Below are 24,020 nucleotides of genomic sequence, written 5' to 3' on the forward strand. Positions count from 1 at the left end.
GATGAAGAGTGGCTATCTGCATTTTCCCGATTTTGATCCGGTAATTTTTTCCATCGGACCGATCTCGTTGCACTGGTACGGCTTGATGTACCTGGTAGGTTTTGTTTTTGCGATGTGGCTCGCTGTCCGTCGCGCCAATCGTCCGGGCAGCGGCTGGACGAAAAACGAAGTAGAGAACCTGCTTTACGCAGGTTTCCTGGGCGTGTTTCTCGGCGGCCGTATTGGTTATGTCCTCTTCTATAACCTGCCTCTGTTCCTCGACGACCCGCTTTATCTTTTCCGCGTCTGGGACGGCGGCATGTCCTTCCACGGCGGCCTTATCGGCGTCATCGTGGTGATGATTATCTTCGCGAAACGCACTAAGCGCACTTTCTTCCAGGTTTCCGATTTTATCGCGCCGCTGATCCCCTTCGGCCTCGGCGCCGGGCGTCTTGGCAACTTTATCAATGGCGAACTGTGGGGCCGGGTCGATCCGGGGTTCCCATTCGCGATGCTTTTTCCCGGCTCCCGCGGCGAGGATATGGCGCTGCTGCCGGCGCACCCGGAATGGCAGTCGCTTTTCGATACTTACGGCGTACTGCCGCGTCATCCGTCCCAGCTTTACGAGCTGGCGCTGGAAGGCGTAGTGCTGTTTATTATTCTGAATCTCTTTATTCGTAAACCTCGCCCGACCGGCGCCGTTTCGGGATTGTTCCTGATTGGCTACGGCGCGTTTCGCATTATCGTGGAGTTCTTCCGCCAGCCTGACGCGCAGTTTACCGGCGAGTGGGTGCAATACATCAGCATGGGGCAGATTCTTTCCATCCCGATGATTATCGCCGGCATTATCATGATGGTCTGGGCTTACCGCCGCCCGCCGCAGCAGCAAATTTCGTGAGACGTAATGAAACAGTATCTTGAATTGATGAATAAGGTGCTCCACGAGGGCACCCCGAAAAACGATCGTACCGGCACCGGCACGCTCTCTATTTTTGGTCACCAGATGCGCTTTAACCTGCAGGAGGGTTTCCCGCTGGTGACGACGAAACGTTGCCATTTGCGCTCCATCATTCATGAGTTGCTCTGGTTCTTAAAAGGCGACACGAACATCGCTTACCTCCACGAAAATAACGTCACTATCTGGGACGAGTGGGCGGATGAGAACGGCGATCTGGGGCCGGTTTATGGCAAACAGTGGCGCGCCTGGGCAACGCCGGATGGTCGTCACGTCGACCAGCTCGCCACTGTGCTGAACCAGCTGAAAAACGATCCGGACTCTCGCCGCATTATCGTTTCCGCCTGGAACGTGGGTGAGCTGGATAAAATGGCGCTGGCGCCCTGCCACGCGTTTTTCCAGTTCTATGTGGCGGACGGCAAGCTCTCCTGCCAGCTCTATCAACGCTCCTGCGACGTGTTCCTCGGCCTGCCGTTTAATATCGCCAGCTACGCTCTGCTGGTGCATATGATGGCGCAGCAGTGCGATCTTGAGCCGGGCGATTTTGTCTGGACCGGCGGCGATACGCACCTGTACAGCAACCATCTGGAGCAGGCGCGTTTGCAGCTTACCCGCGAGCCGCGCCCGCTGCCGAAGCTCATCATTAAGCGCAAGCCGGAATCGCTTTTCGATTACCGCTTTGACGATTTTGAGATAGAAGGTTACGACCCGCATCCCGCTATCAAAGCGCCTGTCGCGATTTAAACAGGCTGCCATAACCGGCGCATTTGCGCGCCGGTTTTTCTTCCTCTCGTTTCATTCTCCCGAGCTGTCTTCCACGTTACATGCAATAACCTGCAACAGGCTGAATTTCTTCCGGGACGCCTTCTGAAAAAGAAAAACGGCGCTCGTGATTTTTTCATCTGCTGGCAGACTGCCGTCATGAACAGAAACGAGCAGGGCTATAGCCTGATTGAAATGATGCTGGTGATAACGATTGTCGTGATAGTGAGCGCAGGCGGCCTTTATGGCTGGCAGCGCTGGCAGGAACAGCAGCGCCTTTGGCAAACGGCAGGTCAGCTAAGGAACTTTCTTGAGCAATTACGCGAAGACGCCAACTGGCATAACCGCGACCATAAACTCTGGCTTAAGCGAGAGGGGCAGACATGGTGCATCGGCAGCGAAGCCGCAGAGGAGAGAAGCTGCCGGGCAGGCATAAAGGGGCTGTTTATACCACGCTGGGCCGAAGTGGAGGCTGTCGAAGTGACGCCTGAGCTGGCTTTTTACGGCCTGCGTAATACCGCCTGGCCGGGCCATATTTTACTGCGCAGCCCGGCGGGGGAGTGGCGCGTCATTATCTCCGTCTGGGGGCGCATACGGCTTTGTCCGGCAGGCGGGAGCCCGTCATGTCAGTAAAAATAAAAGGCTTCTCGCTGCTGGAAACTCTGATCGCGCTCGGCATCAGCAGCGCTCTGCTGCTGGGAGCGGTGCGGATGCTGCCAGCCTTGCACCTTGGCGTTTTGCGCCAGACGCAGCAGGCGGCGATGCAGGAGGAGCTATGGCAACTCGCTTTCGCTCTAGGCAAACAGCTTCAGCGTGCAGGCTATTGCCATGGCGACTGTGCTGGAGAGCCGCTGAAAATTGCCGCCAACGGACAATGCGTCATCCTCCAGTGGGATGCCAACAGCAACGGCAGATGGGAATCCTCTTCCGCTGACCCGGAGCAGACAGGTTACCGCTTGCGGGATAAAAGTCTGGAAACTCAGCGCGGCGCCACTCAGTGTGACGGTAAAGGTTGGGAGAAAATGACCGACCCGCAAAAAATGCGTTTTGATGCGTTCACCGTACAGAAGCAGGCGCGCAGCGGCTTGCCGCCGCTGTTAATTATTCGTTTTGCGGTCACGCCGCCTGACCAGGGCGGTTCGCTGGTCAACATTGAGCATAGCGTTGTCGGGTACAACTTATGACCAGTCAACAGAGAGGCGTCTCGTCGCTTTCGGCTGTTTTGCTGCTGCTATTACTGGGTTCCTTTATGCTGAGCGGCCTGCAACAGCAGCTCAGCGCCCGGTTTGCTTCTGTCGCCAGCGAAAGTCTGGCGCTGAAGCAGTTTTCCACCGCTGTCTCAACGCTCGCCTGGGCGGAAAAACAGCGCTGGGGGCTTAATCAGGAGTGGCAGTGCCAGGCCTTTTCGGCGTATAAGGGGCGCGCTTGCGCGAAGCGGACAGTAAAAGGCGAAGCCATCGTGGCGGCGCAGGCGGCAGTTGATAGCCACTCGCTCACGTTGTGGCGCTGGGCCGAGCCCGTAACCGCTGGAATAAAATACCGTGCTCGCGGCTGGATCGATTTTTGTCCGCTGGAGGCTTCGCAATGTCAGCTTCCCGTCGCGCCGTAAGCCAGGCGGGTTTTAGCCTGCCGGAAGTGCTGGTCGCTATGGTGCTTTTCATCATGGTTACCGTTTCTTTAAGTGGATTTTACCGGTCGTTGGCGATGGGGTTTCAGTCGCAGTGGCAAGCCCGCCAGCTGTGGCGTTTTGCGAGTCAGCAAACAGAAATCGCACCGCCAGCGCTACCGCAGGGATGGAAAGCAACGAGGTTGCAGACATCATCGGCGGGATGTGTCAGCATTTCGGTTATTGTTACCAGCCCAACAGGCAGGCAAGGGCAATTGGCCCGCTTACACTGCCCATCTGGTCAGTAGTCAGGAGATTTTATGTTACGGGTTTATCACTCCAACCGGCTGGATGTGCTGGAAGCGATCATGGAGTTCATTGTTGAACGCCAGCCGCTTGACGATCCCTTCGAGCCAGAAGTCGTACTGGTGCAAAGCACCGGTATGGCGCAGTGGTTGCAGATGACCCTCGCGCAGAAGTTCGGTATTGCCGCCAACATTACCTTTCCTCTGCCGGCAAGCTTTATCTGGGATATGTTTGTGCGCGTGCTGCGCGATATTCCGGAAGAGAGCGCTTTTACCAAACAAAACATGAGCTGGAAGTTAATGACGCTGCTTCCGGCGATGCTGTCGCGCCCCGAGTTTTCGATGCTGCGGCATTACCTCAATGATGACGACGATAAACGCAAGCTCTTCCAGCTCGCTTCCCGCGTGGCGGATCTCTACGATCAGTATCTGGTTTACCGCCCGGAATGGCTGACACGCTGGGAGGCGGGACAGGAGATCGAAGGCCTTGGTGATGCGCAGCAGTGGCAGGCGCCGCTGTGGAAAGCGTTGGTAGAACATACCGCACAGCTGGGCCAGCCGCAGTGGCACCGCGCCAACCTCTATCAGCGCTTTATCGAAACGCTGGAAAACGCCCAGCAATGTCCGCCGGGGCTACCTGCACGCGTCTTTATTTGCGGAATTTCCGCCCTCCCGCCTGTTTATCTGCAGGCGTTGCAGGCGCTTGGCAGACACATCGACGTGCATTTGTTGTTCACTAACCCCTGCCGCTATTACTGGGGCGACATTAAAGATCCGGCATTTCTGGCGAGGCTGATGAGCCGCCAGCGGCAGCGTCACGCACAGAGCGGCACCTCACCGCTCTTTAAGGATAACGAAACCGCCTTTTCGCTCTTCAACGAAGAGGGCGAGCAGGAAGTGGGAAATCCGCTGCTTGCCTCCTGGGGCAAGCTGGGCCGCGACTATACCTATCTGCTTTCGGGCCTGGAGCACTTTGAAGAGCTGGATGTGTTCGTTGACGTCACGCCGGATAATTTGCTGCACAGCCTGCAATACGACCTGCTTGAACTGCGAAACAACGCGTTGGCGGGCGTGACGCTGGAGGAGTTTGAGCGCAGCGAAAATAAACGACCGTTAGATCCCGACGATCGCAGCGTGACCGTGCACGTTTGCCACAGCCCGCAGCGTGAAGTGGAAGTATTGCACGATCAACTGCTGCAGATGCTGGAGGCAGACCCGGAACTTACCCCGCGCGATATTATCGTGATGGTGGCGGATATCGATAGCTACAGCCCGTTCATCCAGGCGGTTTTCGGCAGCGCCAGTAACGAGCGCTGGCTACCCTGGGCTATTTCTGACCGTAAAGCGCGTCAGGCGCACCCGGCGTTGCAGGCTTTCATTACCTTGCTTTCCCTGCCGGACAGCCGCTTTGTTTCTGAAGATGTGCTTGCGCTGCTGGAAGTGCCGGCGCTGGCCGCCCGTTTTTCTATCAATGAAGAAGGTTTGCTATACCTGCGCCAGTGGGTCAATGAGTCGGGCGTGCGCTGGGGCATCGACGATGACAATGTCCGTGAACTGGCGCTGCCGGCAACAGGCCAGCACACGTGGCAATTTGGTCTGACGCGCATGTTGCTTGGCTACGCCATGGAAAGTCACGTCGGCGAATGGCAGGAAGTGTTGCCTTATGATGAGTCCAGCGGGTTGATAGCCGAGCTGGTCGGGCATCTCGCCGAATTGCTGATGCAGCTTAACCTCTGGCGTAAAGGGCTTTCTCAGCCGAGGCCGCTGGCCGAGTGGCTGCCCGTTTGCCGCGATATGCTGGAAAGCTTTTTCGCGCCGGATGAAGAGACGGAAGCCGCGCTGGCGCTTATTGAGCAGCAGTGGCAGGAGATGATAGAGCAGGGCATCGCAGGGCATTACGACGCCAGCGTGCCGCTGAACCTGTTGCGCGATGAACTGGCGCAGCGGCTTGACCAGGAGCGTATCAGCCAGCGTTTTCTGGCCGGGCCCGTTAACTTCTGTACGCTGATGCCAATGCGCTCTATTCCTTTCAAGGTGGTTTGTCTGCTGGGAATGAACGATGGCGTCTATCCTCGCACGCTTTCGCCGCTCGGGTTTGACCTGATGAGCCAGAAGCCGCTGCGCGGCGATCGCAGCCGCCGCGATGATGACCGCTATCTTTTTCTGGAGGCGCTCATTTCAGCGCAGCAGCGTCTTTATATCAGCTATATCGGTCGCTCTATTCAGGACAACAGCGAAAAATACCCTTCGGTACTGGTTCAGGAGCTTATCGACTACCTGGCGCAGAGCCATTATCTGCCCGGTGACGAGGCGCTTAACTGCGACGAGAGCGCCCGGCGGGTCAAAGCGCACCTGACGCGGCTGCATCCTCGCACGCCTTTCGATGCGGAGAATTTCCTGCCCGCCCGCGAGCTGCAAAGCTATGCGCGCGAGTGGCTGCCAGCAGCAAGCGATCAGGGCGAGGCGCACCCGGAATTTATCCAGGCGCTGGAGCCGGAGCCGGTTGAAGAGCTGCCTTTCGAGCAGTTGCAGCGCTTCTGGCGCCATCCGGTAAGGGCTTTTTTCCAGATGCGGCTTAAGGTGAACTTCCGTACTGAAGAGAGTGAACTGCCGGATGCCGAACCCTTCACGCTCGACAGCCTGGGACGTTATCAGCTTAACCAGCAGCTATTGAATACGCTGGTTGAGAAAGAAGACCCCGATTTGCTCTACCGTCGCTACCGGGCTGCAGGCGAATTGCCATACGGCGCGTTTGGCGAACTCTTCTGGGAAAGCCAGCTCATGGAGATGCAGACGCTGGCGGACAGGGTGACCGCCGAGCGCAGCAACAGCGAAAACCTTGAGATCGATCTTACGCTGAACAACGTGCAGCTTACCGGCTGGTTGCAGCATGTGCAGGAGGATGGGCTGCTGCGCTGGCGGCCGTCCCTGTTAAGGGTTGAGCACGGCATGCAACTTTGGCTTGAGCATCTGGTCTACTGTGCGAGCGGCGGTACGGGAACCAGCCGCCTCTATGGACGAAAGGACAGTCAGTGGCGCTTTCCTCCGCTGGCGGCGGAGGAGGCGCGAGGTTATCTCGGCGAGCTGATTGAAGGGTATAAACAGGGAATGAGCAGTCCGCTGGTTCTGCTTTCTCAGAGCGGCGGCGAATGGCTTAAGGCCTGTTACGACCCGGACAGCAATACCATCGCATGGGATGAAGAGACGCAGCAGAAAGCGCGCAACAAGCTATTGCAGGCCTGGGCTGGCAACCAGATGGTGGAAGGCGAAGGGGCGGATATCTGGTACCAGCGCCTCTGGCGCAACCTGGAGCCGGAATATTACGAGGCCATCATTCGTGAAGCGCAGCGCTATCTGCTGCCACTTTTCAGATTCAATCAAAAATAACGTTGCTGTATAAAAATTGCGCAACAGGATCCGTTTCCTTTATCATGCGCATCTTGCTCAGGGCTGATGCAAAAATACAAAACCATCCCGTAACGGGAAAGCTGTCGTTAATGATGAAAAGCTCAGGAGTTTTTGTGATTAAGAGGTTCGTAAATGCCTGATTGCCAGACCTGGTTTAAAGCGCTCTGTTTATCCGTCGCCCTTTGGGCTCCTCTCACTCAGGCAGATACAGGTTGGCAACCCATCAAGGAAACCATCCGTAAAAGCGAAAAAGATAACCGCCAGTATCAGGCCATTCGCCTGGATAACGGTATGGTGGTCTTGCTGGTCTCCGATCCGCAAGCGGTTAAATCTTTGTCGGCGCTCGTGTTGCCCGTAGGCTCGCTGGAAGATCCAGATGCCCATCTCGGCCTTGCCCACTACCTTGAGCATATGACGCTGATGGGTTCGAAAAAGTATCCGCAGCCCGAAAGCCTTGCGGAATACCTCAAAATGCATGGCGGCAGTCACAATGCCAGCACCGCCCCTTATCGCACCGCATTTTATCTGGAAGTGGAAAACGACGCGCTCGATGGGGCAGTGGACAGACTGGCGGATGCGATTGCTGAACCCACGCTTGCGAAAATCTATGCTGAACGCGAGCGTAACGCAGTAAATGCTGAGCTGACGATGGCTCGCGCTCGCGACGGTATGCGCATGGCGCAGGTCAGCGCTGAAACGCTTAATCCGGCCCATCCCGGTTCGCGCTTCTCCGGCGGTAACCTTGAGACGCTGCGTGATAAGCCGGGCAGCCCGTTGCAGCAAGCGCTGGTGGCCTTTCGCGATAAATATTACTCCGCCAATCTGATGAAAGCGGTGATCTACAGTAACCGGCCCTTGCCGGAACTGGCGAAGCTTGCGGCAGAAACTTACGGACGCGTGCCGAACAAAAATATTGAAAAGCCCGCCATAAACGTACCTGTGGTGACCGAGGCGCAGAAGGGCCTCATTATTCATTATGTGCCGGTCATGCCGCGTAAGGTTGTGCGCGTAGAGTTTCGCATTGATAACAATAGCGACCAGTTTCGCAGTAAAACCGATGAGCTTATCGGTTATCTCATTGGCAACCGCAGCCCTGACACCCTCTCCGACTGGCTGCAAAACGAGGGGCTTGCCGAAGGCGTACGCGCCGACTCCGATCCGGTGGTTAACGGCAACAGCGGCGTGCTCGCTATCTCTGTTACTCTCACGGACAAAGGGCTGGCTCAGCGCGACCGGGTTGTCGCCGCTGTCTTCAGCTATTTGAATAAGTTGCGTGAAAAAGGCATCGACAAACGCTATTTCGACGAACTGGCGAACGTGCTTGATCTCGATTTCCGCTATCCCTCAATCACCCGGGATATGGATTATGTGGAGTGGCTGGCGGACACCATGATCCGCGTGCCGGTTGAGCACACGCTGGATGTGGTCAATATTGCTGATCGCTACGATCCGCAGGCGATTAACGCGCGGCTGGCAATGATGACGCCGGAGAACGCCCGCGTCTGGTATATCAGCCCTGACGAACCGCATAACAAAATGGCCTATTTTGTCGATGCGCCTTACCAGGTGGACAAAATTCCTGCCGCCACGCTGAAAAGCTGGCGCGAGCAGGCGGGTAATATTTCCCTTAAATTACCCGAGTTGAACCCGTACATTCCGGATGATTTCACGCTTATCAAGCCGGAGAAAGCTTTCGCTCATCCAGAGTTGCTGGTGAATGAGCCAGGCCTGCGCGTGGTTTACAGCCCAAGCCAGTATTTCAGCAGCGAGCCGAGAGCGGACATCACGATGGTGCTGCGTAATCCCCAGGCGATGGACAGCGCTAAAAATCAGGTGCTGTTCGCGCTTAATGATTATCTGGCTGGGGTGGCGCTGGACGAATTAAGCAATCAGGCGGCGGTCGGCGGCATCAGCTTTTCCACCAACGCCAACAATGGGCTGATGCTTAACGCTAACGGTTACACGCAGCGGTTGCCGCAGCTTTTCCAGGCATTGTTGAACGGTTATTTCTCCTACAGCGCAACGGAAGAACAGCTGGCGCAGGCGAAATCCTGGTATAGCCGAATGCTGGAATCGGCAGATAAAGGCAAAGCCTACGAGCAGGCTATTATGCCCGTGCAGATGGTTTCTCAGGTGCCTTATTTTCAGCGCGAAGCGCGTCGGGCGCTGCTGGATAAGATAACCTTGCAGGAGGTCATGCGTTATCGCGACAACCTCAAAACTCAGGGGCGCCCGGAATTCCTGATGCTTGGCAATATAACGCCGGAGCAGGCCAGCAAGCTCGCCCATGATGTAAAGACATCGCTTGGCGCGAATGGCAACGAGTGGTGCCGTAATAAAGACGTGGTGGTGGACAAAAAGCGGCAGGTTATTTTTAACAAAGCGGGCAGCAGCACTGATTCGGCATTAGCGGCGGTGTTCGTACCGAAAGGGTATAACGAAACCGTCAGCTCCGCTTACAGCGCGCTGCTTGGCCAGATTATTCAGCCATGGTTCTATACCCAACTGCGCACTCAGGAACAGCTAGGATATGCCGTTTTCGCTTTCCCGATGGGCATTGGCCGCCAGTGGGGGCTGGGTTTCCTGCTGCAAAGCAGCGATAAGCAGCCCGCTTTCCTGTGGGAGCGGTATAAAGCCTTCTTCGCCACGGCGGAAGAGCGCCTGCGTAAGCTCGACCCGCAGGAGTTCGCCCAAACGCAGCAGGGCGTTATCAACCAGATGCTCCAGGCTCCCCAGACGCTTTCGGAAGAAGCCTCTCGGGTAAGTAAAGATTTTGACCGGGGGAATATGGCTTTTGATTCACGTGATAAAGTAATCGCGGAAATTAAAACGCTGACGCCGCAAAAACTGGCCGATTTCTTCCATCAGGCTGTGATTGATCCTACCGGCATGGCCGTTTTGTCTCAGGTCTCCGGTATTCATAACGGCAAGGCAGAATACGCCGCGCCGCAAGGCTGGGAAGTGCAGGAGAGCGTCAGCGGTTTGCAACAATCTTTACCCCTGATGAGTGACAAAGAATGACCGATGAACGCGCAGAGTCCCTTGATCCCCTTCGCTTGCCGTTGTTGGGTGAACGGCTGATTGAAGCCTCTGCCGGGACCGGAAAAACCTTTACCATCGCCGCGCTTTATCTGCGGCTCTTGCTGGGGCTGGGCGGCGAGAACGCCCATCCCCGTCCGCTATCTGTTGAAGAGTTGTTGGTCGTTACCTTTACCGAGGCCGCGACGGAAGAACTACGCGGGCGTATCCGCAGCAATATCCACGAGCTGCGTGTCGCCTGCCTGCGCGAACGCACCGACGACCCGCTTTATCAGCGGCTGCTGGATGAAATCCCGGATAAGCGTCACGCGGCGCAAACGCTGCTGCTGGCGGAGCGGCAGATGGACGAAGCGGCTATCTTTACCATTCACGGCTTTTGTCAGCGCATGCTGAGCCTGAATGCTTTTGAGTCCGGTATGCCATTTGAACAGCAGCTGATTGAAGATGAATCTCTGCTGCGCTACCAGGCGTGCGCCGATTTCTGGCGGCGCCACTGTTACCCGCTGCCTAAAGCAGTCGCCCGCGCCATCAGCGAACTGTGGGACGGGCCGGAGTCGCTGCTGCGCGATATCAGCGGCTTTTTGCATGGCGAAGCGCCGCAAATTAAAGCGCCGCCGCAGGATGCGGAAACCCTGGAGGCGCGGCATCAACAAATTATCGACCGTATCGATCAGATTAAAAGCCAGTGGCGTTCGCTTGCGGATGAGATTGGCGCCATGATCGCCGGTTCTGGCGTCGATAAGCGAAGCTTCAGCAGTAAAAACCTGCCTGCCTGGCTCGATAAGGTCAACGCCTGGGCGCAGGAAGAAACGCAGTCTTACCAGTTGCCGGACGCGCTGGGCAAATTCGCCCAGTCCAACCTGATTGAAAAAACGAAAAAGGGCGAGCCGCCTCGCCATCCGCTATTTGAAGCGATCGACGAGCTATTGCTGGAGCCATTAACCATCCGCGACCTGGTAATGGCGCGGGCGATGGCGGAGATCCGCGCGACCGTCGCCCAGGAAAAACGCCGTCGCGGCGAGCTTGGCTTCGACGACATGTTAAGCCGGCTGGATGAAGCGCTGAATCAGTCAGGAGGCGACGCGCTGGCGCTGGCTATCCGTACCCGTTATCCGGCGGCGATGATCGATGAATTTCAGGATACGGACCCGCAACAATACCGTATCTTCCGTCGCATCTGGCTTGGCCAGCCTGATACCGCGCTGCTGCTGATTGGTGACCCGAAACAGGCGATTTACGCGTTTCGCGGCGCAGATATCTTTACTTATATGAAGGCGCGTAGCGAAGTTAGCGCTCACTATACTCTTGATACCAACTGGCGTTCCGCGCCGGGAATGGTGGAAAGCGTTAACCGACTTTTCAGCCTGCTCGATAATCCTTTTCTGTTTCAGGATATTCCTTTCCAGCCGGTAAAATCCGCGCCGCGCAATCAGTCGCTGCGTTTTACTATGCACGGCCAGACCCAGCCTTCCATGAGGTTCTGGTTAATGGAGGGCGAAGGCGCCGGAGTAAGCGATTACCAACAATATATGGCGCAGGTTTGCGCCCACCAGATCCGCGACTGGCTGGCGGCAGGGCTGCGCGGCGAAGCGCTGCTTTGCAAAGGCGATGAAGCAAGGCCGGTGCAGGCTTCCGATATTACCGTGCTGGTGCGCAACCGTATTGAAGCTTCGGTCGTGCGCGAGGCGCTGAATGCGCTGAATATTCCTTCGGTTTATCTCTCGAATCGCGACAGCGTCTTCGCCACTCAGGAGGCGCTGGAACTGCTCTGGCTGCTGCAGGCCGTACTGGCGCCGGAGGTGGAAACCCGCCTGCGCAGCGCAATGGCGGCCAGCATGCTCGGGCTGGACGCGCGGGCCATCGAAGCGCTTAACCGCGATGAAAGCGCCTGGGATGAACTGGTCGAAGAGTTTGACGGCTACCGACAAATCTGGCTTAAGCGCGGCGTAATGCCTATGCTGCGCGTGCTGATGACAAAGCGTCAGGTTGCGGAAAACCTGCTGGCGACGCCAGGTGGCGAGCGGCGGTTAACGGACATTCTGCACCTGAGTGAATTATTGCAGGAGGCTTCCGCGCAAGCGGACAGCGAGTACGCGCTGGTGCGCTGGCTGGCGCAGCATATCGCCGAGCCGGATGCGAACGCCGCCAGCCAGCAACTGCGCCTTGAGAGCGATAAGCATCTGGTGCAGATAGTCACTATCCATAAATCCAAAGGGCTGGAATATCCGCTGGTCTGGCTGCCTTTTATCGCCGACTTCCGCGAACAAAAAATGGGTTTTTACCATGACCGCGAAACCTTTGCGGCAGTGCTGGATTTGAGCAACGACGCGAGCAGCGTGGAGCTTGCCGAGGCGGAGCGGCTGGCGGAGGATTTACGTCTGCTTTATGTCGCCTTAACCCGCTCGGTCTGGCATTGCAGTCTGGGCATTGCGCCTCTTTTTCGCAGCCGCGGAGCGAAGAATGGTGAAACCGATCTGCACCGTAGCGCGCTTGGGCGTCTTATTCAGCGAGGCGAGGCGCTGGATGCGAACGGCCTCAAACGCTGCCTGGAGGCTCTCTGCGATGATGCTATCGCCTTAAACGAGCCGGCAGAGCCGGACAACAGCCCCTGGACGCCGCCGCCCGGCGAAGCGTTGAGCCTCGCTGCGCGTGAGTTGCAGCGTCGTATCGTTGATGAATGGCGCGTCACCAGCTATTCCGGGTTACAGCAGCACGGCCCTACTTTTGCCCAGGATTGGGTACCGAAGCTTGATATCGACGCGGCAGGCGATCGCGAGACGCAAAGCGCGCCGGCGATGACGCCGCACACCTTTCCTCGCGGGGCTTCGCCAGGCACTTTCCTGCACGGCCTGTTTGAAAACCTGGACTTCACCCAGCCTGTGCGGGAGGAGTGGGTCAGCGAGCAGCTTTTGCTGGGTGGTTTTGACGAAAGCTGGCAGCCTGTTATGACGCAGTGGATAGAAAGCGTACTGCGCGCGCCGCTAAATGATAGCGGCGTATCGTTAAATCAGCTCGCTGCGAAGGACAAACAGGTGGAGCTGGAGTTTTATGTGCCGATTAACGCCACGCTCGCCCCGCAGGCGTTGGACGCGCTGATTCGCCGTCACGATCCGCTTTCCGCTGGCTGTCCGCCACTCGATTTCCGTCAGGTTCGCGGCATGCTGAAAGGCTTTATCGACCTGGTGTTTCGCTGGCAGGGGCGTTACTACCTGCTCGATTATAAATCGAACTGGCTTGGCGACAGCCCGGCGGCTTATACCCGCGACGCGATGGCGCAGGCGATGCAGTCGCACCGTTACGATCTGCAATATCAGCTTTATACGCTGGCGCTGCACCGCTATTTGCGCCACCGGCTGGCGGATTATGACTATGAGCGCCATTTTGGCGGCGTAATTTATCTTTTTCTGCGCGGGGTCACGGGTGATGACGCTTCGCAGGGCATTTTCACCACCCGCCCGGCGCTTGAGCTGGTAGAAGGTATGGATGCGTTGTTTGCCGGTGAGCAGGAGGTAGCGTCATGAAGATGCAGGAACTTATTCAACAGGCGGTCCGGCACAAGCTGCTGCGTCCGCTGGATGCGCAGTTCGCCATGATGGTAGCGAGCAATGAAGAGCCCGCGATGATGCTGGCCGCAGCGCTGGTCAGCCGCGACGCAGGTGAAGGGCATGTTTGCCTGCCTGTAAGCCGGCTTTGCGTTGAGCACTGCTTCCCCGGCAGGCAGCAGGAGCCGCTCGCGCAGGCGTTATTCGACGCCGCAGGCAATCCGCAAAACTGGCGCGAGGTGCTGCTGGCTTCAAGAGCGGTCAGCGAAGACGGCGCGCCAACGCCGCTTAAGCTGATTGGCGAACGGCTTTATCTCAACCGCATGTGGCGACATGAACAGGCGGTCGCCGCCTTCTTCCGCCAGCAAAATCTGGTCATCACGACGGATGAGGCGAAGCTAAACCAGGTGCTTAATGAACTTTTTGCGCCAACTGACGAGGTTGACTGGCAGAAAGTCGCGGCGGCGGTGGCGTTAACCCGCCGTATCTCGGTGATATCCGGCGGTCCCGGCACCGGCAAAACCACCACCGTGGCAAAACTGCTGGCGGCGATAGTGCGGCTGGCGGGCGACAAACCTCCACGCATTCGCCTCGCCGCGCCGACCGGCAAAGCGGCAGCGCGCCTGACTGAGTCGCTCGGCGCTGCGCTGCGCCGTCTGCCGCTGGAGAAAACGCAAAAAGAGGCGCTGCCGGACGACGCAAGCACCCTGCATCGCCTGCTGGGCGCGCAGCCTGGCAGCCAGCGGCTGCGTTATCATGAGGGTAATCCGCTGCATCTGGATGTACTGGTGGTGGATGAAGCCTCAATGATCGATTTGCCGATGATGGCGCGCCTTATCGCGGCGCTGCCTTCTCATGCGCGAGTGATCTTCCTGGGCGATCGCGACCAGCTCGCCTCAGTCGAAGCCGGCGCCGTGCTGGGTGACATTTGTCACTACGTCAGCCATGGCTTTACCGCCGCCAGGGCGCAGGAGTTAAGCCGTATTACGGGCTGCCAGATAGCCGCAGGAGAGAGCGAACAGGCCGCCCAACTGCGAGATTGCCTTTGCCTGCTGCAAAAAAGCTATCGCTTCGGCAGCCATTCCGGTATCGGACGGCTGGCTTTTGCGGTCAACGGCAGCGACCACCGGGCGGCGCGCAGCGCCTTTTCCCAAAATTTTGACGATATCGCCAAAAAGCCGCTGCAAAGCGGCGAAGATTACACGCGCATGATTGCCGAGTCGCTGGAGGGCTATCAGCGTTTTCTCGCGTCGTTGCAGGAAGGCGCCGAACCTCAAACGGTTTTGCAGGCATTCGGCGAATTTCAGCTGCTTTGCGCGCTGCGCGAAGGGCCTTTCGGCGTTGCCGGATTAAACGAACGGCTGGAGCAGGCGCTGGCGCAGCGGCGGGTTATTACACGCGCGCCGCTTTCTCGCTGGTATGAAGGCAGGCCGGTAATGATTAGCCGTAACGACAGCGCGCTGGGGTTGTTTAATGGCGATATCGGCATTGCGCTCGACCGGGGGCAGGGGCTGCGCGTCTGGTTCCCTATGCCGGATGGCACCGTGAAGGCCGTGCAGCCGAGCCGTCTTCCGGCGCACGATACCGCCTGGGCGATGACGGTACATAAATCACAGGGGTCGGAGTTTGATCACGCGGCGTTGATCCTGCCCGGTCAGTTTGTGCCGGTCGTGACGCGGGAGCTGGTTTATACCGCCATTACTCGCGCCCGCAGCCGGCTTTCGCTTTATACCGATGACCGGGTATTTGAGCAGGCTATCGCCACCCGTACCGAGCGACGCAGCGGGTTGATGGCGCATTTTCAGGAATAGAAGGCCGCTTACGCGCGGCCTGAGCGCTAGGTAAGGTCCGCCATCAGCACTTTGGAGCGCCGCTGGTAATTGTACATCTGCTTTTTGCTCTCGGGCAGCGAGTCGATGTCCACGGGCGTAAAGCCCCGCTCCTGGAACCAGTGGATGCTGCGGGTGGTGAGCACAAAAAGTTTGCTCAGCCCCATCTGCTTCGCCTGGCTTGCCACGCGCTGCAACAGCGCCTCGCCGCGCGACGAGCTGCGGTAGTCCGGATGCACCGCCACGCAGGCCATTTCACCAATCTTCTCTTCCGGGAAAGGATAGAGCGCGGCGCAGGCGATAGTCAGGTTGTCGCGCTGAATAATCGTGAACTTGTCTATCTCCATCTCTAGCTGTTCGCGGGAGCGGCGTACCAGAATGCCCTGCTGCTCCAGCGGGCGGATCAGCTCCAGAATGCCGCCGATGTCGTTAATCGTGGCGCGACGGATCTGCTCGGCGCTCTCCATCACTATCTGCGTGCCAATCCCTTCGCGTGAGAAAAGCTCCTGCAGCAACGCGCCATCTTCCTGATAGCTGATTAAATGGCTGCGGCGCACGCCGCTGCGGCAGGCTTTCACTGCGCCGCGCAAAAAGCGCACGGTGCCGGAGTGATAGTCTCCAGCCGCTTCCAGCGCTTCCACCCGCGCCTGGGCTTCGTTCGGGAAAAGTTCGGAGACGATAGCGCCGGTTTCGTCCATCACCCCCTGCGAAGAGCAGAAGCCGATCATCTTTTCTGCTTTCAGTTTGATGGCCAGCTGCGTCGCAATCTCTTCCGATGTCAGGTTAAAACTTTCACCGGTAACGGAAACCGCCACCGGCCCCATCAGCACAATCGCGCCGCTGTCGAGCTGACGATGGATCGCCTCTTCATCAATGCGGCGAATACGCCCGCTATGGCAGTAGTCCACGCCGTCATCCACGCCGAGCGGTTGGGCGATAATAAAATTGCCGCTTACCACGTTGATATGCGCGCCCTGCAGCGGCGTATTATTCAGGCTCATGGAGAGGCGCGCAGTAATGTCGAGTTGTAGAAGGCCAGCCGCCTGTTTTACCAGGTCGAGCGTGCGGGCGTCCGTCACGCGGGTATGTTTGTGATAAATCGGTTCGTGATGATGGGCCGCAAGGTTAGCGTCTATTTGCGGGCGAGCGCCATAGACGACCACCAGCCGGATGCCAAGACTATGCAGTAAGCCGATGTCATTGACGATATTAGAGAAATTCTCATGCTCAATGGCTTCGCCGCCAAGCATAATGACAAACGTTTTTCCCCGATGCGCGTTAATATAGGGAACAGAATGACGGAATCCCTGGACCAGCTCGGTTCGACGCTCCTTCACCACGGCTAAACCTCTCAATGCATGATTATTCGTAATTTATGTATTTTTATTCTTTTCCTGCCCGCCATGCAAGCAACAATTTCGCGCAATGCAAGCGCTGAACATCGGGCAAAAGCCGCCCAACGTGATTGTTTACCCTTTTATAGATGACAGCTAAAGCACCATTCGCTAAAGTTTTCCGCCTGTTTTTACGATGTTATGTCAGGGTTTGGTTTTTATTCTGCTCGGGAGAGGCATGTCTGGTTCCAGTAAATCTTTAAGCCGTCGTCAGCTGTTGCAGGGGACGGGCGCCATGTGGTTATTAAGCGTCAGCCAGATTGGTTTCGCCGCGTCAAGCCAGGTGGTGGCGGTGCGCGTCTGGCCCGCCTCCGCTTATACCCGCGTTACGCTCGAATCTAACCGTGTACTGAAGTATCGCCAGTTTGCGCTGAGCAACCCTGAGCGGGTGGTGGTCGATATCGAAGGCGTACACCTCAACTCCGTGCTGAAAGGGCTTGGCAACCACATAAGCGACAACGATCCCTTTATCAAATCCGCGCGCGTCGGGCAGTTCGACCCGAAAACGGTGCGCATGGTATTTGAACTGAAAAAGAACGTTACGCCGCACCTTTTCGCCCTTGCTCCGGTGGCGGAGTTTAAAGAGCGCCTGGTGATAGATCTCTACCCGGCGGACAGCGCCAGCGAGCAGGATCCGCTGCTGGCGTTGCTGGAAGATTACAATAAAGGCGAACTCGACCAAAAAACGCCGCAGGGTGGACCGCAGCCGGGTAAAGCGGGGCGCGACCGACCTATTGTCATCATGATTGACCCCGGGCACGGTGGGGAAGACCCCGGCGCCATCGGTAAATATAAAACGCGTGAAAAAGATGTGGTGCTGCAAATCGCAAGGCGGCTCAAGGCGCTGATTGAAAAAGAGATCAACATGAAAGCCTATATGACGCGCAACGAGGATATCTTTATCCCGCTCAAAGTGCGTGTGGCGAAGGCGCAGAAGCAGCGCGCCGACCTGTTTGTCTCCATTCACGCCGATGCTTTTACCAGCCGGGCGGCGCGCGGCTCGTCCGTTTTTGCGCTCTCGACAAAAGGGGCCACCAGCGCCGCGGCGAAATATCTGGCGCAGACGCAGAATGCCGCCGACCTTGTGGGCGGCGTCAGCAAGAGCGGGGATGTTTATCTCGACCACACCATGTTCGATATGGTGCAGTCGCTGACCATTTCCGACAGCCTGAAGTTTGGCAAAGAGGTATTAAACCGCCTGGGCGGCGTGAATAAGCTGCATAAAAACAGCGTGGATCAGGCGGGCTTTGCGGTGCTGAAGGCGCCCGATATCCCTTCCATTCTGGTGGAAACCGCGTTTATTAGTAACGTGGAAGAAGAGAAAAAGCTGCGCACCGCGGCGTTTCAGCAAGAGGTGGCCGTTTCGATTCTGGCGGGGATTAAAGCCTATTTCGCCGATGGCGGAACGCTGGCAAGGCGCGGTTAACGCGCCTTTTGGCAAATTTCAGGCATAAAAAAACACCCGAAAGGGTGTTCATTTTATTGTTGGTTGCGGGGGCCGGATTTGAACCGACGACCTTCGGGTTATGAGCCCGACGAGCTACCAGGCTGCTCCACCCCGCGTCCGTCATACTTCTTCACATTGTCGCGCACGGCGCGTTATTGGTTGCGGGGGCCGGATTTGAACCGACGACCTTCGGGTTATGAGCCCGACGAGCTACCAGGCTGCTCCACCCCGCGTCCGTGGAAGCGCACTATACTCTGCTGACATCTTGATGCAACCTTTTTTTAAAACAAACCGCTATTCCTCTGCCCTGTTGCTGAAATATCCCGCCATCTGTTTATTTTTTATCCTTATTTGATTCTACTTAAGGCGAATCCGTTTCATTGACCCCGCGTGTTTGCTATCTTCGCCTGCGGAAAGCGGTAACCTGGAGAGAGTAATGAAAGGGCGTCTGGCAAGATATCTGGCGACAGGAGCGATGGTGGCTATCCTCGCGGCCTGTTCCTCTAAACCGACCGATCGCGGTCAACAATATAAAGATGGCAAATTTCATCAGCCGTTCTCGCTGGTAAACCAGCCGGATGCCGTGGGCGCGCCCATCAACGCGGGCGATTTTTCCCAGCAGGTCAGCGAAATTCGTAACGCCTCGCCGCGCTTATACGGCAGTCAGAGCAGCGTTTATAACGCCGTGCAAGAGTGGCTGCGCTCAGGCGGCGACACCCGCACGCTGCGCCAGTTCGGCATTGACGCCTGGCAGATGGAAGGGGCGGATAATTACGGTAACGTGCAGTTCACGGGCTATTACACCCCGGTCGTGCAGGCGCGCTACACCCGTCAGGGCGAATTCCAGTACCCGATTTACCGCATGCCGCCCAAGCGCGGCCGTCTGCCTTCCCGCGCCGAGATTTACGCGGGGGCGCTGAGTGAAAACTACGTGCTGGCTTACAGCAACTCCCTGATGGATAACTTCATTATGGACGTGCAGGGCAGCGGCTATATCGACTTCGGCGATGGTCGTCCGCTCAACTTCTTCGCCTATGCAGGTAAAAACGGCCACGCCTACCGCAGCATCGGCAAGGTGCTTATCGACCGCGGCGAAGTGAAAAAAGAGGATATGTCGATGCAGGCGATCCGCCAGTGGGGCGAAACCCACAGCGAAGCGGAAGTGCGTGAACTGCTGGAGCAAAACCCCTCTTTCGTCTTCTTTAAACCGCAGTCTTACGCGCCGGTAAAAGGGGCGAGCGCGGTGCCGTTGATAGGCCGCGCTTCGGTCGCTTCCGACCGCTCGATTATCCCGGCGGGCACCACGCTGCTTGCAGAAGTGCCGTTGCTGGACAACAACGGCAAGTTCAACGGACAATATGAGCTGCGCCTGATGGTGGCGCTGGATGTCGGCGGCGCTATTAAAGGTCAGCACTTCGATATTTATCAGGGTATCGGCCCCGACGCGGGACACCGCGCGGGATGGTATAATCACTACGGTCGCGTATGGGTGCTGAAATCGGCGCCTGGTGCGGGCAACGTCTTCAGCGGTTAATCCCTGCCTTTCGCGGGCGGTTCAGCCGCCCGCTCATTCGTATTACCCGAGGTTATCATGGCAGTCGTTCTTACTGATGCCTGGCGAAGCCGTTTTGGCGGCACCGCCCGTTTATATGGCGAAACCGCGCTTGAGCTTTTCGCCAACGCCCATTTCTGCGTCGTCGGTATCGGCGGCGTCGGCTCGTGGGCGGCGGAAGCGCTGGCCCGCACCGGCATTGGCGCCATTACGCTTATCGACATGGATGACGTCTGTATTACCAATACCAACCGGCAAATCCATGCGCTGCGCGACAACGTGGGGCTGGCGAAAGCGGAAGTCATGGCGGAGCGTATCCGGCAGATTAACCCGGAATGTCGGGTCACGGTGGTGGATGATTTCATCACGGCCGACAACGTTGCGCAGCACCTGAACCAGGACTTCACCTACGTTATCGACGCCATCGACAGCGTGCGGCCTAAAGCGGCGCTTATCGCATTCTGCCGGCGTAATAAAATTCCGCTGGTAACCACCGGCGGCGCGGGCGGGCAGATTGACCCGACGCAGATTCAGGTGACGGATCTGGCGAAAACCATTCAGGATCCGCTGGCGGCGAAGCTGCGCGAACGGCTGAAAAGCGACTTTGGCGTGGTGAAAAACAGCAAAGGCAAGCTTGGCGTCGACTGCGTTTTTTCCACCGAAGCGCTGGTCTACCCGCAGGCGGACGGCACGGTGTGCGCCATGAAAAGCACGGCCGAAGGGCCGAAGCGGATGGATTGCGCCTCTGGTTTCGGCGCGGCGACGATGGTAACCGCCACGTTTGGCTTTGTGGCGGTCTCGCATGCGCTGAAAAAAATGATGGCGAAAGCGGCGCGCGAGGCGCGGTAATTACCCTGCGCGAGCCGCCTGCTTCACCGCTTCGGCCAGCGCGGTTAACCCCTGATTGCGCGACGCGCTAAGCTGCGCGCGCAGTCCCAGTTCGTCGAAGAGCGCTAGCGGGTCGTGCGCCAGCAACGCTTGCGGCGCTTTCCCTTCTACCGCCACCAGCAGCACCGCCAGCAGACCGCGCACAATGCGCCCTTCGCTGTCGCCGTAAAAGTGCAGCGTCCCGTCTGGCTGGCGGCTGTGGCCAAGCCAGACGCGGTTTTCGCAGCCTGGTATTTCAATCTCTTCGCGCTTTAGATCTTCCGGCAGGGCAGGCAACTGCTTGCCAAGCAGGATGAGCTGACGATATTTGTCTTCCCACTGCGTGAGCGGGCCAAAAGTTTGCCGCAGCGTGTCGGCGGTAATGGAAACGCCGAACGGATGCCCGGCAAGGTAACCTGTTGTCATCTAGTCCACCAGAATAGTCAGTGCGCGGTCTACCGCGGCAATCAGCGCTTCGACATCGCCCTGGGTGTTATAAGGCGCGAACGAGGCGCGCAGCGTGCCGCTGACCCCCAGCGCCGCCAACAAAGGCTGAGCGCAGTGCTGGCCCGCACGCAGCGCGATGCCATATTCAGCAAGCAGCGTCACCATGTCGCTGTGGTGTACGCCTGCAAAATCGAAGGCGAGCAGGCTCGAATCCTGACAGCGGAAAGAACGAAAACCCGGGCGCTTTGACAGCTCCGCTTCAGCAAGCGTGGCAAGCCCGCGGCTGTAGCTTTCCGCTTTCAACAAGTCTATGTCGCCAAGCCACTCCAGCGCCGCGCTCAGGCCAATCACGCCCGCCACGTTAGGCGTGCCCGCCTCAAAACGGTAAGGCACCGGCTGGGTTTTGAAACCGTCGAACGAGACGTGGGTGATCATTTTGCCGCCGCCGAGCCACGGCGACATCGCCTCCAGCAGCTCGCCTTTGCCGTAAAGCACGCCGATGCCGGTCGGCCCGTATAATTTATGGCCGGAAAAGGCGTAAAAATCGATATCCAGCGCCTGAACGTCCGGCGGGCAGTGCACCACGCCTTGAGCGCCATCCACCACGACCACGGCCCCCGCCTGATGCGCAAGCGTGATGGCGCGCGCAAGGTCCGGGCAACCGCCGGTCACGTTCGACATCTGTCCCAGCGCCAGAATACGGGTTCGCTCGTTGAGTAAGTCAGGAAGCTTTGCGAGATTGGGCAGGCGATCGGCGCCGACAGGCAGCTTCACCACCCGCGCGCCGGTTTGTTCCGCCACCATCAGCCAGGGGACGAGATTGGCGTGATGCTCCGCTTCGCTGACGATGATTTCGTCATCCGCTTTCAGCCGCGGGCGTGCATAGCACTGTGCGACGAGGTTCAGCGCTTCGGTCGCGCCTTTGGTCCAGATGATGTTTTTGCTGTCCGGCGCGTTAAGCCACCGCGCCACCGCTTCGCGGGCTGCTTCATAGCGCGCCGTTAAACGCTGCGCTTCGGCGAACTGACTGCGATGCACGTTGCCTGCGCTCAGGCTGTAAAACTGCTGCGTCGCTTCAATCACCACCTGCGGTTTTAAGGCGGTGGCGGCGCTGTCGAGATAGACTCCCGCGTCGGCCAGCGCCGGGAACTGCCCGCGAAAACGGGCGGGATTAAATGCTGTCATAATGCTCCTCGTGATAGCGCTCGATCGTCGCGCATTTATCGCGTCAGGACAAGGGAGTTCATAACCATCGGATTAGTCTGTTTATTCTGGCAAAACGGGGAGGGAGGGTTATGCTGAATAATGTTAGGTGAACATTTAAGCCTGTCAGCAGAAGAAGTTTACATAGCATTAAACTCTACAAGGAGAAGAATATGAAAAAGACAGCCGCTGTAGTATCTGCTTGTATTATGGCCTTCGCTCTGAGTGCTTGTTCTGGCCCTAACTACGTAATGCACACCAACGATGGCCGCTCTATCGTCTCTGACGGCAAACCGAAGACTGACGATGACACCGGTATGATTAAGTATAAAGACGCCAACGGCAACCAGCAGCAGATCAACCGCTCTGACGTGAAAGAGATGGTGGCGCTGGAGAAATAAGCGAGCAGGCAAAAAAAAGCACCGCAATTCGCGGTGCTACATTAATCACTATGGACAGACAGGGTAAATGTACAGGAAGTGAAATAGGGTAGCTTCGCTACCATGGTCTGAATAGCAGACCAAATGCAAACACAACAACACAACATCACAACCGTAAGCCAAAAGTCCCTCAGAACGCTCATCCCGAAAAACTTTTCGTTCCGGCTCAGGAAGTGGCGCCACTATAGGTATTTGCTGGTGCAACCTCAACGGACAATTTATAATGCCTCAGATAAAAAAAACTAATAGGTGACGTCCTGTCATCCTTTTTGTTAATGAGCGTTAACACGAAACCCGACAACCATGTCCAAGCGATTACCCCCGTTGAACGCATTACGCGTTTTTGACGCCGCCGCGCGCCATTTAAGCTTTACCAAAGCCGCTGATGAACTCTTTGTTACCCAGGCGGCGGTCAGCCATCAGATTAAGTCGCTTGAGGATTTCCTGGGGCTGAAGCTTTTTCGGCGGCGCAACCGCTCGCTGCTGCTTACCGAAGAGGGGCAAAGCTACTTTCTCGATATTAAAGAGATTTTCTCTCAGCTTACCGAAGCGACACGCAAGCTACAGGCCCGCAGCGCCAAAGGCGCGCTGACGGTGAGCCTGCTGCCAAGCTTCGCCATACACTGGCTGGTGCCACGGCTTTCCAGCTTTAACTCCGCTTATCCGGGCATTGATGTGCGTATCCAGGCGGTGGACCGCGAAGAAGATAAGCTGGCGGATGATGTCGACGTGGCGATTTTTTACGGTCGCGGCAACTGGCCTGGGCTGAGGGTAGAAAAGCTCTATGCCGAATATTTGCTGCCGGTCTGTTCTCCGCTGCTGCTCACGGGCGATAAACCTTTGAAAACGCCGCAAGATCTGGAAAAGCACACGCTGCTGCACGACGCCTCTCGTCGCGACTGGCAAACTTATACGCGTCAGCTTGGTCTTAACCATATTAACGTGCAGCAAGGGCCAATTTTCAGCCACAGCGCCATGGTGCTGCAGGCGGCTATTCATGGCCAGGGCATTGCGCTTGCTAATAATGTTATGGCGCAATCAGAGATTGAGGCGGGCCGCCTGGTTTGCCCGTTTAACGATGTGCTGGTCAGTAAGAACGCGTTTTATCTGGTTTGTCATGACAGTCAGGCAGAACTGGGTAAAATAGCGGCCTTTCGTCAGTGGATTCTTTCGAAAGCGGCCAGCGAGCAGGAAAAATTTCGTTTTCGCTACGAGCAATAACAACATATCGCGCGCCCCGGCGCG

The 24,020-nt window shown here is 57.3% G+C and carries 18 protein-coding genes and 2 tRNA genes; 15 read left to right on the top strand and 5 right to left on the bottom strand.

What is annotated here, in order from left to right:
* The first annotated feature begins 1 nt into the window (after position 1).
* The 10 genes from lgt to recD all read left to right on the top strand — a co-directional run bounded on the left by lgt (position 2) and on the right by recD (position 15,407).
* Positions 2–877, top strand: a complete 876-nt coding sequence (gene lgt / locus MT962_RS11725; protein WP_024556452.1) for a prolipoprotein diacylglyceryl transferase — start codon at positions 2–4, stop codon at positions 875–877.
* A 6-nt stretch (positions 878–883) separates the two neighbouring features.
* Positions 884–1,678 carry a thymidylate synthase gene (thyA, locus tag MT962_RS11730; protein ID WP_024556451.1) on the top strand — a complete coding sequence of 265 codons (795 nt, stop codon included), beginning with the start codon at positions 884–886 and terminating at the stop codon, positions 1,676–1,678.
* A gap of 177 nt (positions 1,679–1,855) precedes the next feature.
* Entirely contained in the window at positions 1,856–2,329 is a 474-nt protein-coding gene (locus MT962_RS11735) for a prepilin peptidase-dependent protein (protein WP_247365650.1), read from the top strand.
* Positions 2,320–2,880, top strand: coding sequence for a prepilin peptidase-dependent protein (locus tag MT962_RS11740; protein WP_247365651.1), 561 nt, complete (start codon positions 2,320–2,322; stop codon positions 2,878–2,880). The genes MT962_RS11735 and MT962_RS11740 overlap by 10 nt, the downstream gene beginning before the upstream one ends.
* Positions 2,877–3,305: a DUF2509 family protein gene (locus tag MT962_RS11745; protein ID WP_188723874.1), complete on the top strand. Its 429-nt coding sequence runs from the start codon at positions 2,877–2,879 to the stop codon at positions 3,303–3,305. Before MT962_RS11740 ends, MT962_RS11745 begins: the two co-directional genes overlap by 4 nt.
* Complete coding sequence (locus MT962_RS11750; protein ID WP_071788445.1) at positions 3,281–3,610, top strand: prepilin-type N-terminal cleavage/methylation domain-containing protein; 330 nt, start codon at positions 3,281–3,283, stop codon at positions 3,608–3,610. Before MT962_RS11745 ends, MT962_RS11750 begins: the two co-directional genes overlap by 25 nt.
* A gap of 12 nt (positions 3,611–3,622) precedes the next feature.
* Positions 3,623–6,994 carry an exodeoxyribonuclease V subunit gamma gene (gene recC / locus MT962_RS11755; RefSeq protein WP_247365652.1) on the top strand — a complete coding sequence of 1,124 codons (3,372 nt, stop codon included), beginning with the start codon at positions 3,623–3,625 and terminating at the stop codon, positions 6,992–6,994.
* Positions 6,995–7,147: 153 nt separating this feature from the next.
* Positions 7,148–10,036 carry a pitrilysin gene (gene ptrA / locus MT962_RS11760; protein WP_247365654.1) on the top strand — a complete coding sequence of 963 codons (2,889 nt, stop codon included), beginning with the start codon at positions 7,148–7,150 and terminating at the stop codon, positions 10,034–10,036.
* Complete coding sequence (recB, locus tag MT962_RS11765) at positions 10,033–13,575, top strand: exodeoxyribonuclease V subunit beta (protein ID WP_247365656.1); 3,543 nt, start codon at positions 10,033–10,035, stop codon at positions 13,573–13,575. Before ptrA ends, recB begins: the two co-directional genes overlap by 4 nt.
* The gene (gene recD / locus MT962_RS11770; RefSeq protein ID WP_247365658.1) at positions 13,572–15,407 is read left to right on the top strand and encodes an exodeoxyribonuclease V subunit alpha; all 1,836 of its coding nucleotides are present in this window, start codon (positions 13,572–13,574) and stop codon (positions 15,405–15,407) included. The genes recB and recD overlap by 4 nt, the downstream gene beginning before the upstream one ends.
* A 26-nt stretch (positions 15,408–15,433) precedes the next feature.
* Here the strand turns inward: recD and argA are convergent, their stop codons facing one another.
* Positions 15,434–16,765, bottom strand: coding sequence for an amino-acid N-acetyltransferase (gene argA, locus MT962_RS11775; protein ID WP_024561575.1), 1,332 nt, complete (start codon positions 16,763–16,765; stop codon positions 15,434–15,436).
* 232 nt (positions 16,766–16,997) lie between these two features.
* Here argA and amiC point away from each other — a divergent pair, with 232 nt between their 5' ends.
* A complete protein-coding gene (gene amiC, locus MT962_RS11780; RefSeq protein ID WP_024561574.1) occupies positions 16,998–18,245 on the top strand; it encodes an N-acetylmuramoyl-L-alanine amidase AmiC in 1,248 nt (415 codons plus the stop codon).
* A gap of 60 nt (positions 18,246–18,305) precedes the next feature.
* Here amiC and MT962_RS11785 read toward each other — a convergent pair.
* Positions 18,306–18,382 (bottom strand) — tRNA-Met (locus tag MT962_RS11785).
* Between the two features lie 40 nt (positions 18,383–18,422).
* Positions 18,423–18,499, bottom strand: a tRNA-Met gene (locus tag MT962_RS11790).
* 203 nt (positions 18,500–18,702) lie between these two features.
* Here MT962_RS11790 and mltA point away from each other — a divergent pair.
* Positions 18,703–19,800 (top strand): murein transglycosylase A, encoded by a 1,098-nt coding sequence (gene mltA / locus MT962_RS11795; RefSeq protein ID WP_024556441.1) that lies wholly within the window; start codon positions 18,703–18,705, stop codon positions 19,798–19,800.
* A 57-nt stretch (positions 19,801–19,857) separates the two neighbouring features.
* A complete protein-coding gene (tcdA, locus tag MT962_RS11800) occupies positions 19,858–20,667 on the top strand; it encodes a tRNA cyclic N6-threonylcarbamoyladenosine(37) synthase TcdA (protein ID WP_024561573.1) in 810 nt (269 codons plus the stop codon).
* Here the strand turns inward: tcdA and csdE are convergent, their stop codons facing one another.
* Together csdE and csdA are read right to left on the bottom strand one after the other, a co-directional pair.
* The gene (csdE, locus tag MT962_RS11805; protein ID WP_024561572.1) at positions 20,668–21,111 is read right to left on the bottom strand and encodes a cysteine desulfurase sulfur acceptor subunit CsdE; all 444 of its coding nucleotides are present in this window, start codon (positions 21,109–21,111) and stop codon (positions 20,668–20,670) included.
* On the bottom strand, positions 21,112–22,317 hold the full coding sequence (gene csdA / locus MT962_RS11810) for a cysteine desulfurase CsdA (RefSeq protein WP_024561571.1): 1,206 nt from the start codon (positions 22,315–22,317) through the stop codon (positions 21,112–21,114).
* Positions 22,318–22,508: 191 nt separating this feature from the next.
* On the opposite strand from csdA, the gene MT962_RS11815 reads away from it, so the two are divergent.
* Together MT962_RS11815 and gcvA are read left to right on the top strand one after the other, a co-directional pair.
* Positions 22,509–22,736 carry a YgdI/YgdR family lipoprotein gene (locus MT962_RS11815; RefSeq protein WP_024556437.1) on the top strand — a complete coding sequence of 76 codons (228 nt, stop codon included), beginning with the start codon at positions 22,509–22,511 and terminating at the stop codon, positions 22,734–22,736.
* A gap of 342 nt (positions 22,737–23,078) precedes the next feature.
* The gene (gcvA, locus tag MT962_RS11820) at positions 23,079–23,996 is read left to right on the top strand and encodes a glycine cleavage system transcriptional regulator GcvA (protein ID WP_024556436.1); all 918 of its coding nucleotides are present in this window, start codon (positions 23,079–23,081) and stop codon (positions 23,994–23,996) included.
* Positions 23,997–24,020: the final 24 nt, after the last annotated feature.

The organism is Franconibacter sp. IITDAS19 (assembly GCF_023079515.1).
Classification (GTDB): domain Bacteria; phylum Pseudomonadota; class Gammaproteobacteria; order Enterobacterales; family Enterobacteriaceae; genus Franconibacter; species Franconibacter pulveris.

Bases quoted from the DNA above. Each gene is read 5' to 3' on its own strand.
- lgt (WP_024556452.1), top strand. From the start codon at position 2: ATGAAGAGTGGCTATCTGCATTTTCCCGATTTTGATCCGGTAATTTTT.
- thyA (WP_024556451.1), top strand. From the start codon at position 884: ATGAAACAGTATCTTGAATTGATGAATAAGGTGCTCCACGAGGGCACC.
- MT962_RS11735 (WP_247365650.1), top strand. From the start codon at position 1,856: ATGAACAGAAACGAGCAGGGCTATAGCCTGATTGAAATGATGCTGGTG.
- MT962_RS11740 (WP_247365651.1), top strand. From the start codon at position 2,320: ATGTCAGTAAAAATAAAAGGCTTCTCGCTGCTGGAAACTCTGATCGCG.
- MT962_RS11745 (WP_188723874.1), top strand. From the start codon at position 2,877: ATGACCAGTCAACAGAGAGGCGTCTCGTCGCTTTCGGCTGTTTTGCTG.
- MT962_RS11750 (WP_071788445.1), top strand. From the start codon at position 3,281: ATGTCAGCTTCCCGTCGCGCCGTAAGCCAGGCGGGTTTTAGCCTGCCG.
- recC (WP_247365652.1), top strand. From the start codon at position 3,623: ATGTTACGGGTTTATCACTCCAACCGGCTGGATGTGCTGGAAGCGATC.
- ptrA (WP_247365654.1), top strand. From the start codon at position 7,148: ATGCCTGATTGCCAGACCTGGTTTAAAGCGCTCTGTTTATCCGTCGCC.
- recB (WP_247365656.1), top strand. From the start codon at position 10,033: ATGACCGATGAACGCGCAGAGTCCCTTGATCCCCTTCGCTTGCCGTTG.
- recD (WP_247365658.1), top strand. From the start codon at position 13,572: ATGAAGATGCAGGAACTTATTCAACAGGCGGTCCGGCACAAGCTGCTG.
- amiC (WP_024561574.1), top strand. From the start codon at position 16,998: ATGTCTGGTTCCAGTAAATCTTTAAGCCGTCGTCAGCTGTTGCAGGGG.
- mltA (WP_024556441.1), top strand. From the start codon at position 18,703: ATGAAAGGGCGTCTGGCAAGATATCTGGCGACAGGAGCGATGGTGGCT.
- tcdA (WP_024561573.1), top strand. From the start codon at position 19,858: ATGGCAGTCGTTCTTACTGATGCCTGGCGAAGCCGTTTTGGCGGCACC.
- csdE (WP_024561572.1), bottom strand. From the start codon at position 21,111: ATGACAACAGGTTACCTTGCCGGGCATCCGTTCGGCGTTTCCATTACC.
- csdA (WP_024561571.1), bottom strand. From the start codon at position 22,317: ATGACAGCATTTAATCCCGCCCGTTTTCGCGGGCAGTTCCCGGCGCTG.
- MT962_RS11815 (WP_024556437.1), top strand. From the start codon at position 22,509: ATGAAAAAGACAGCCGCTGTAGTATCTGCTTGTATTATGGCCTTCGCT.
- gcvA (WP_024556436.1), top strand. From the start codon at position 23,079: ATGTCCAAGCGATTACCCCCGTTGAACGCATTACGCGTTTTTGACGCC.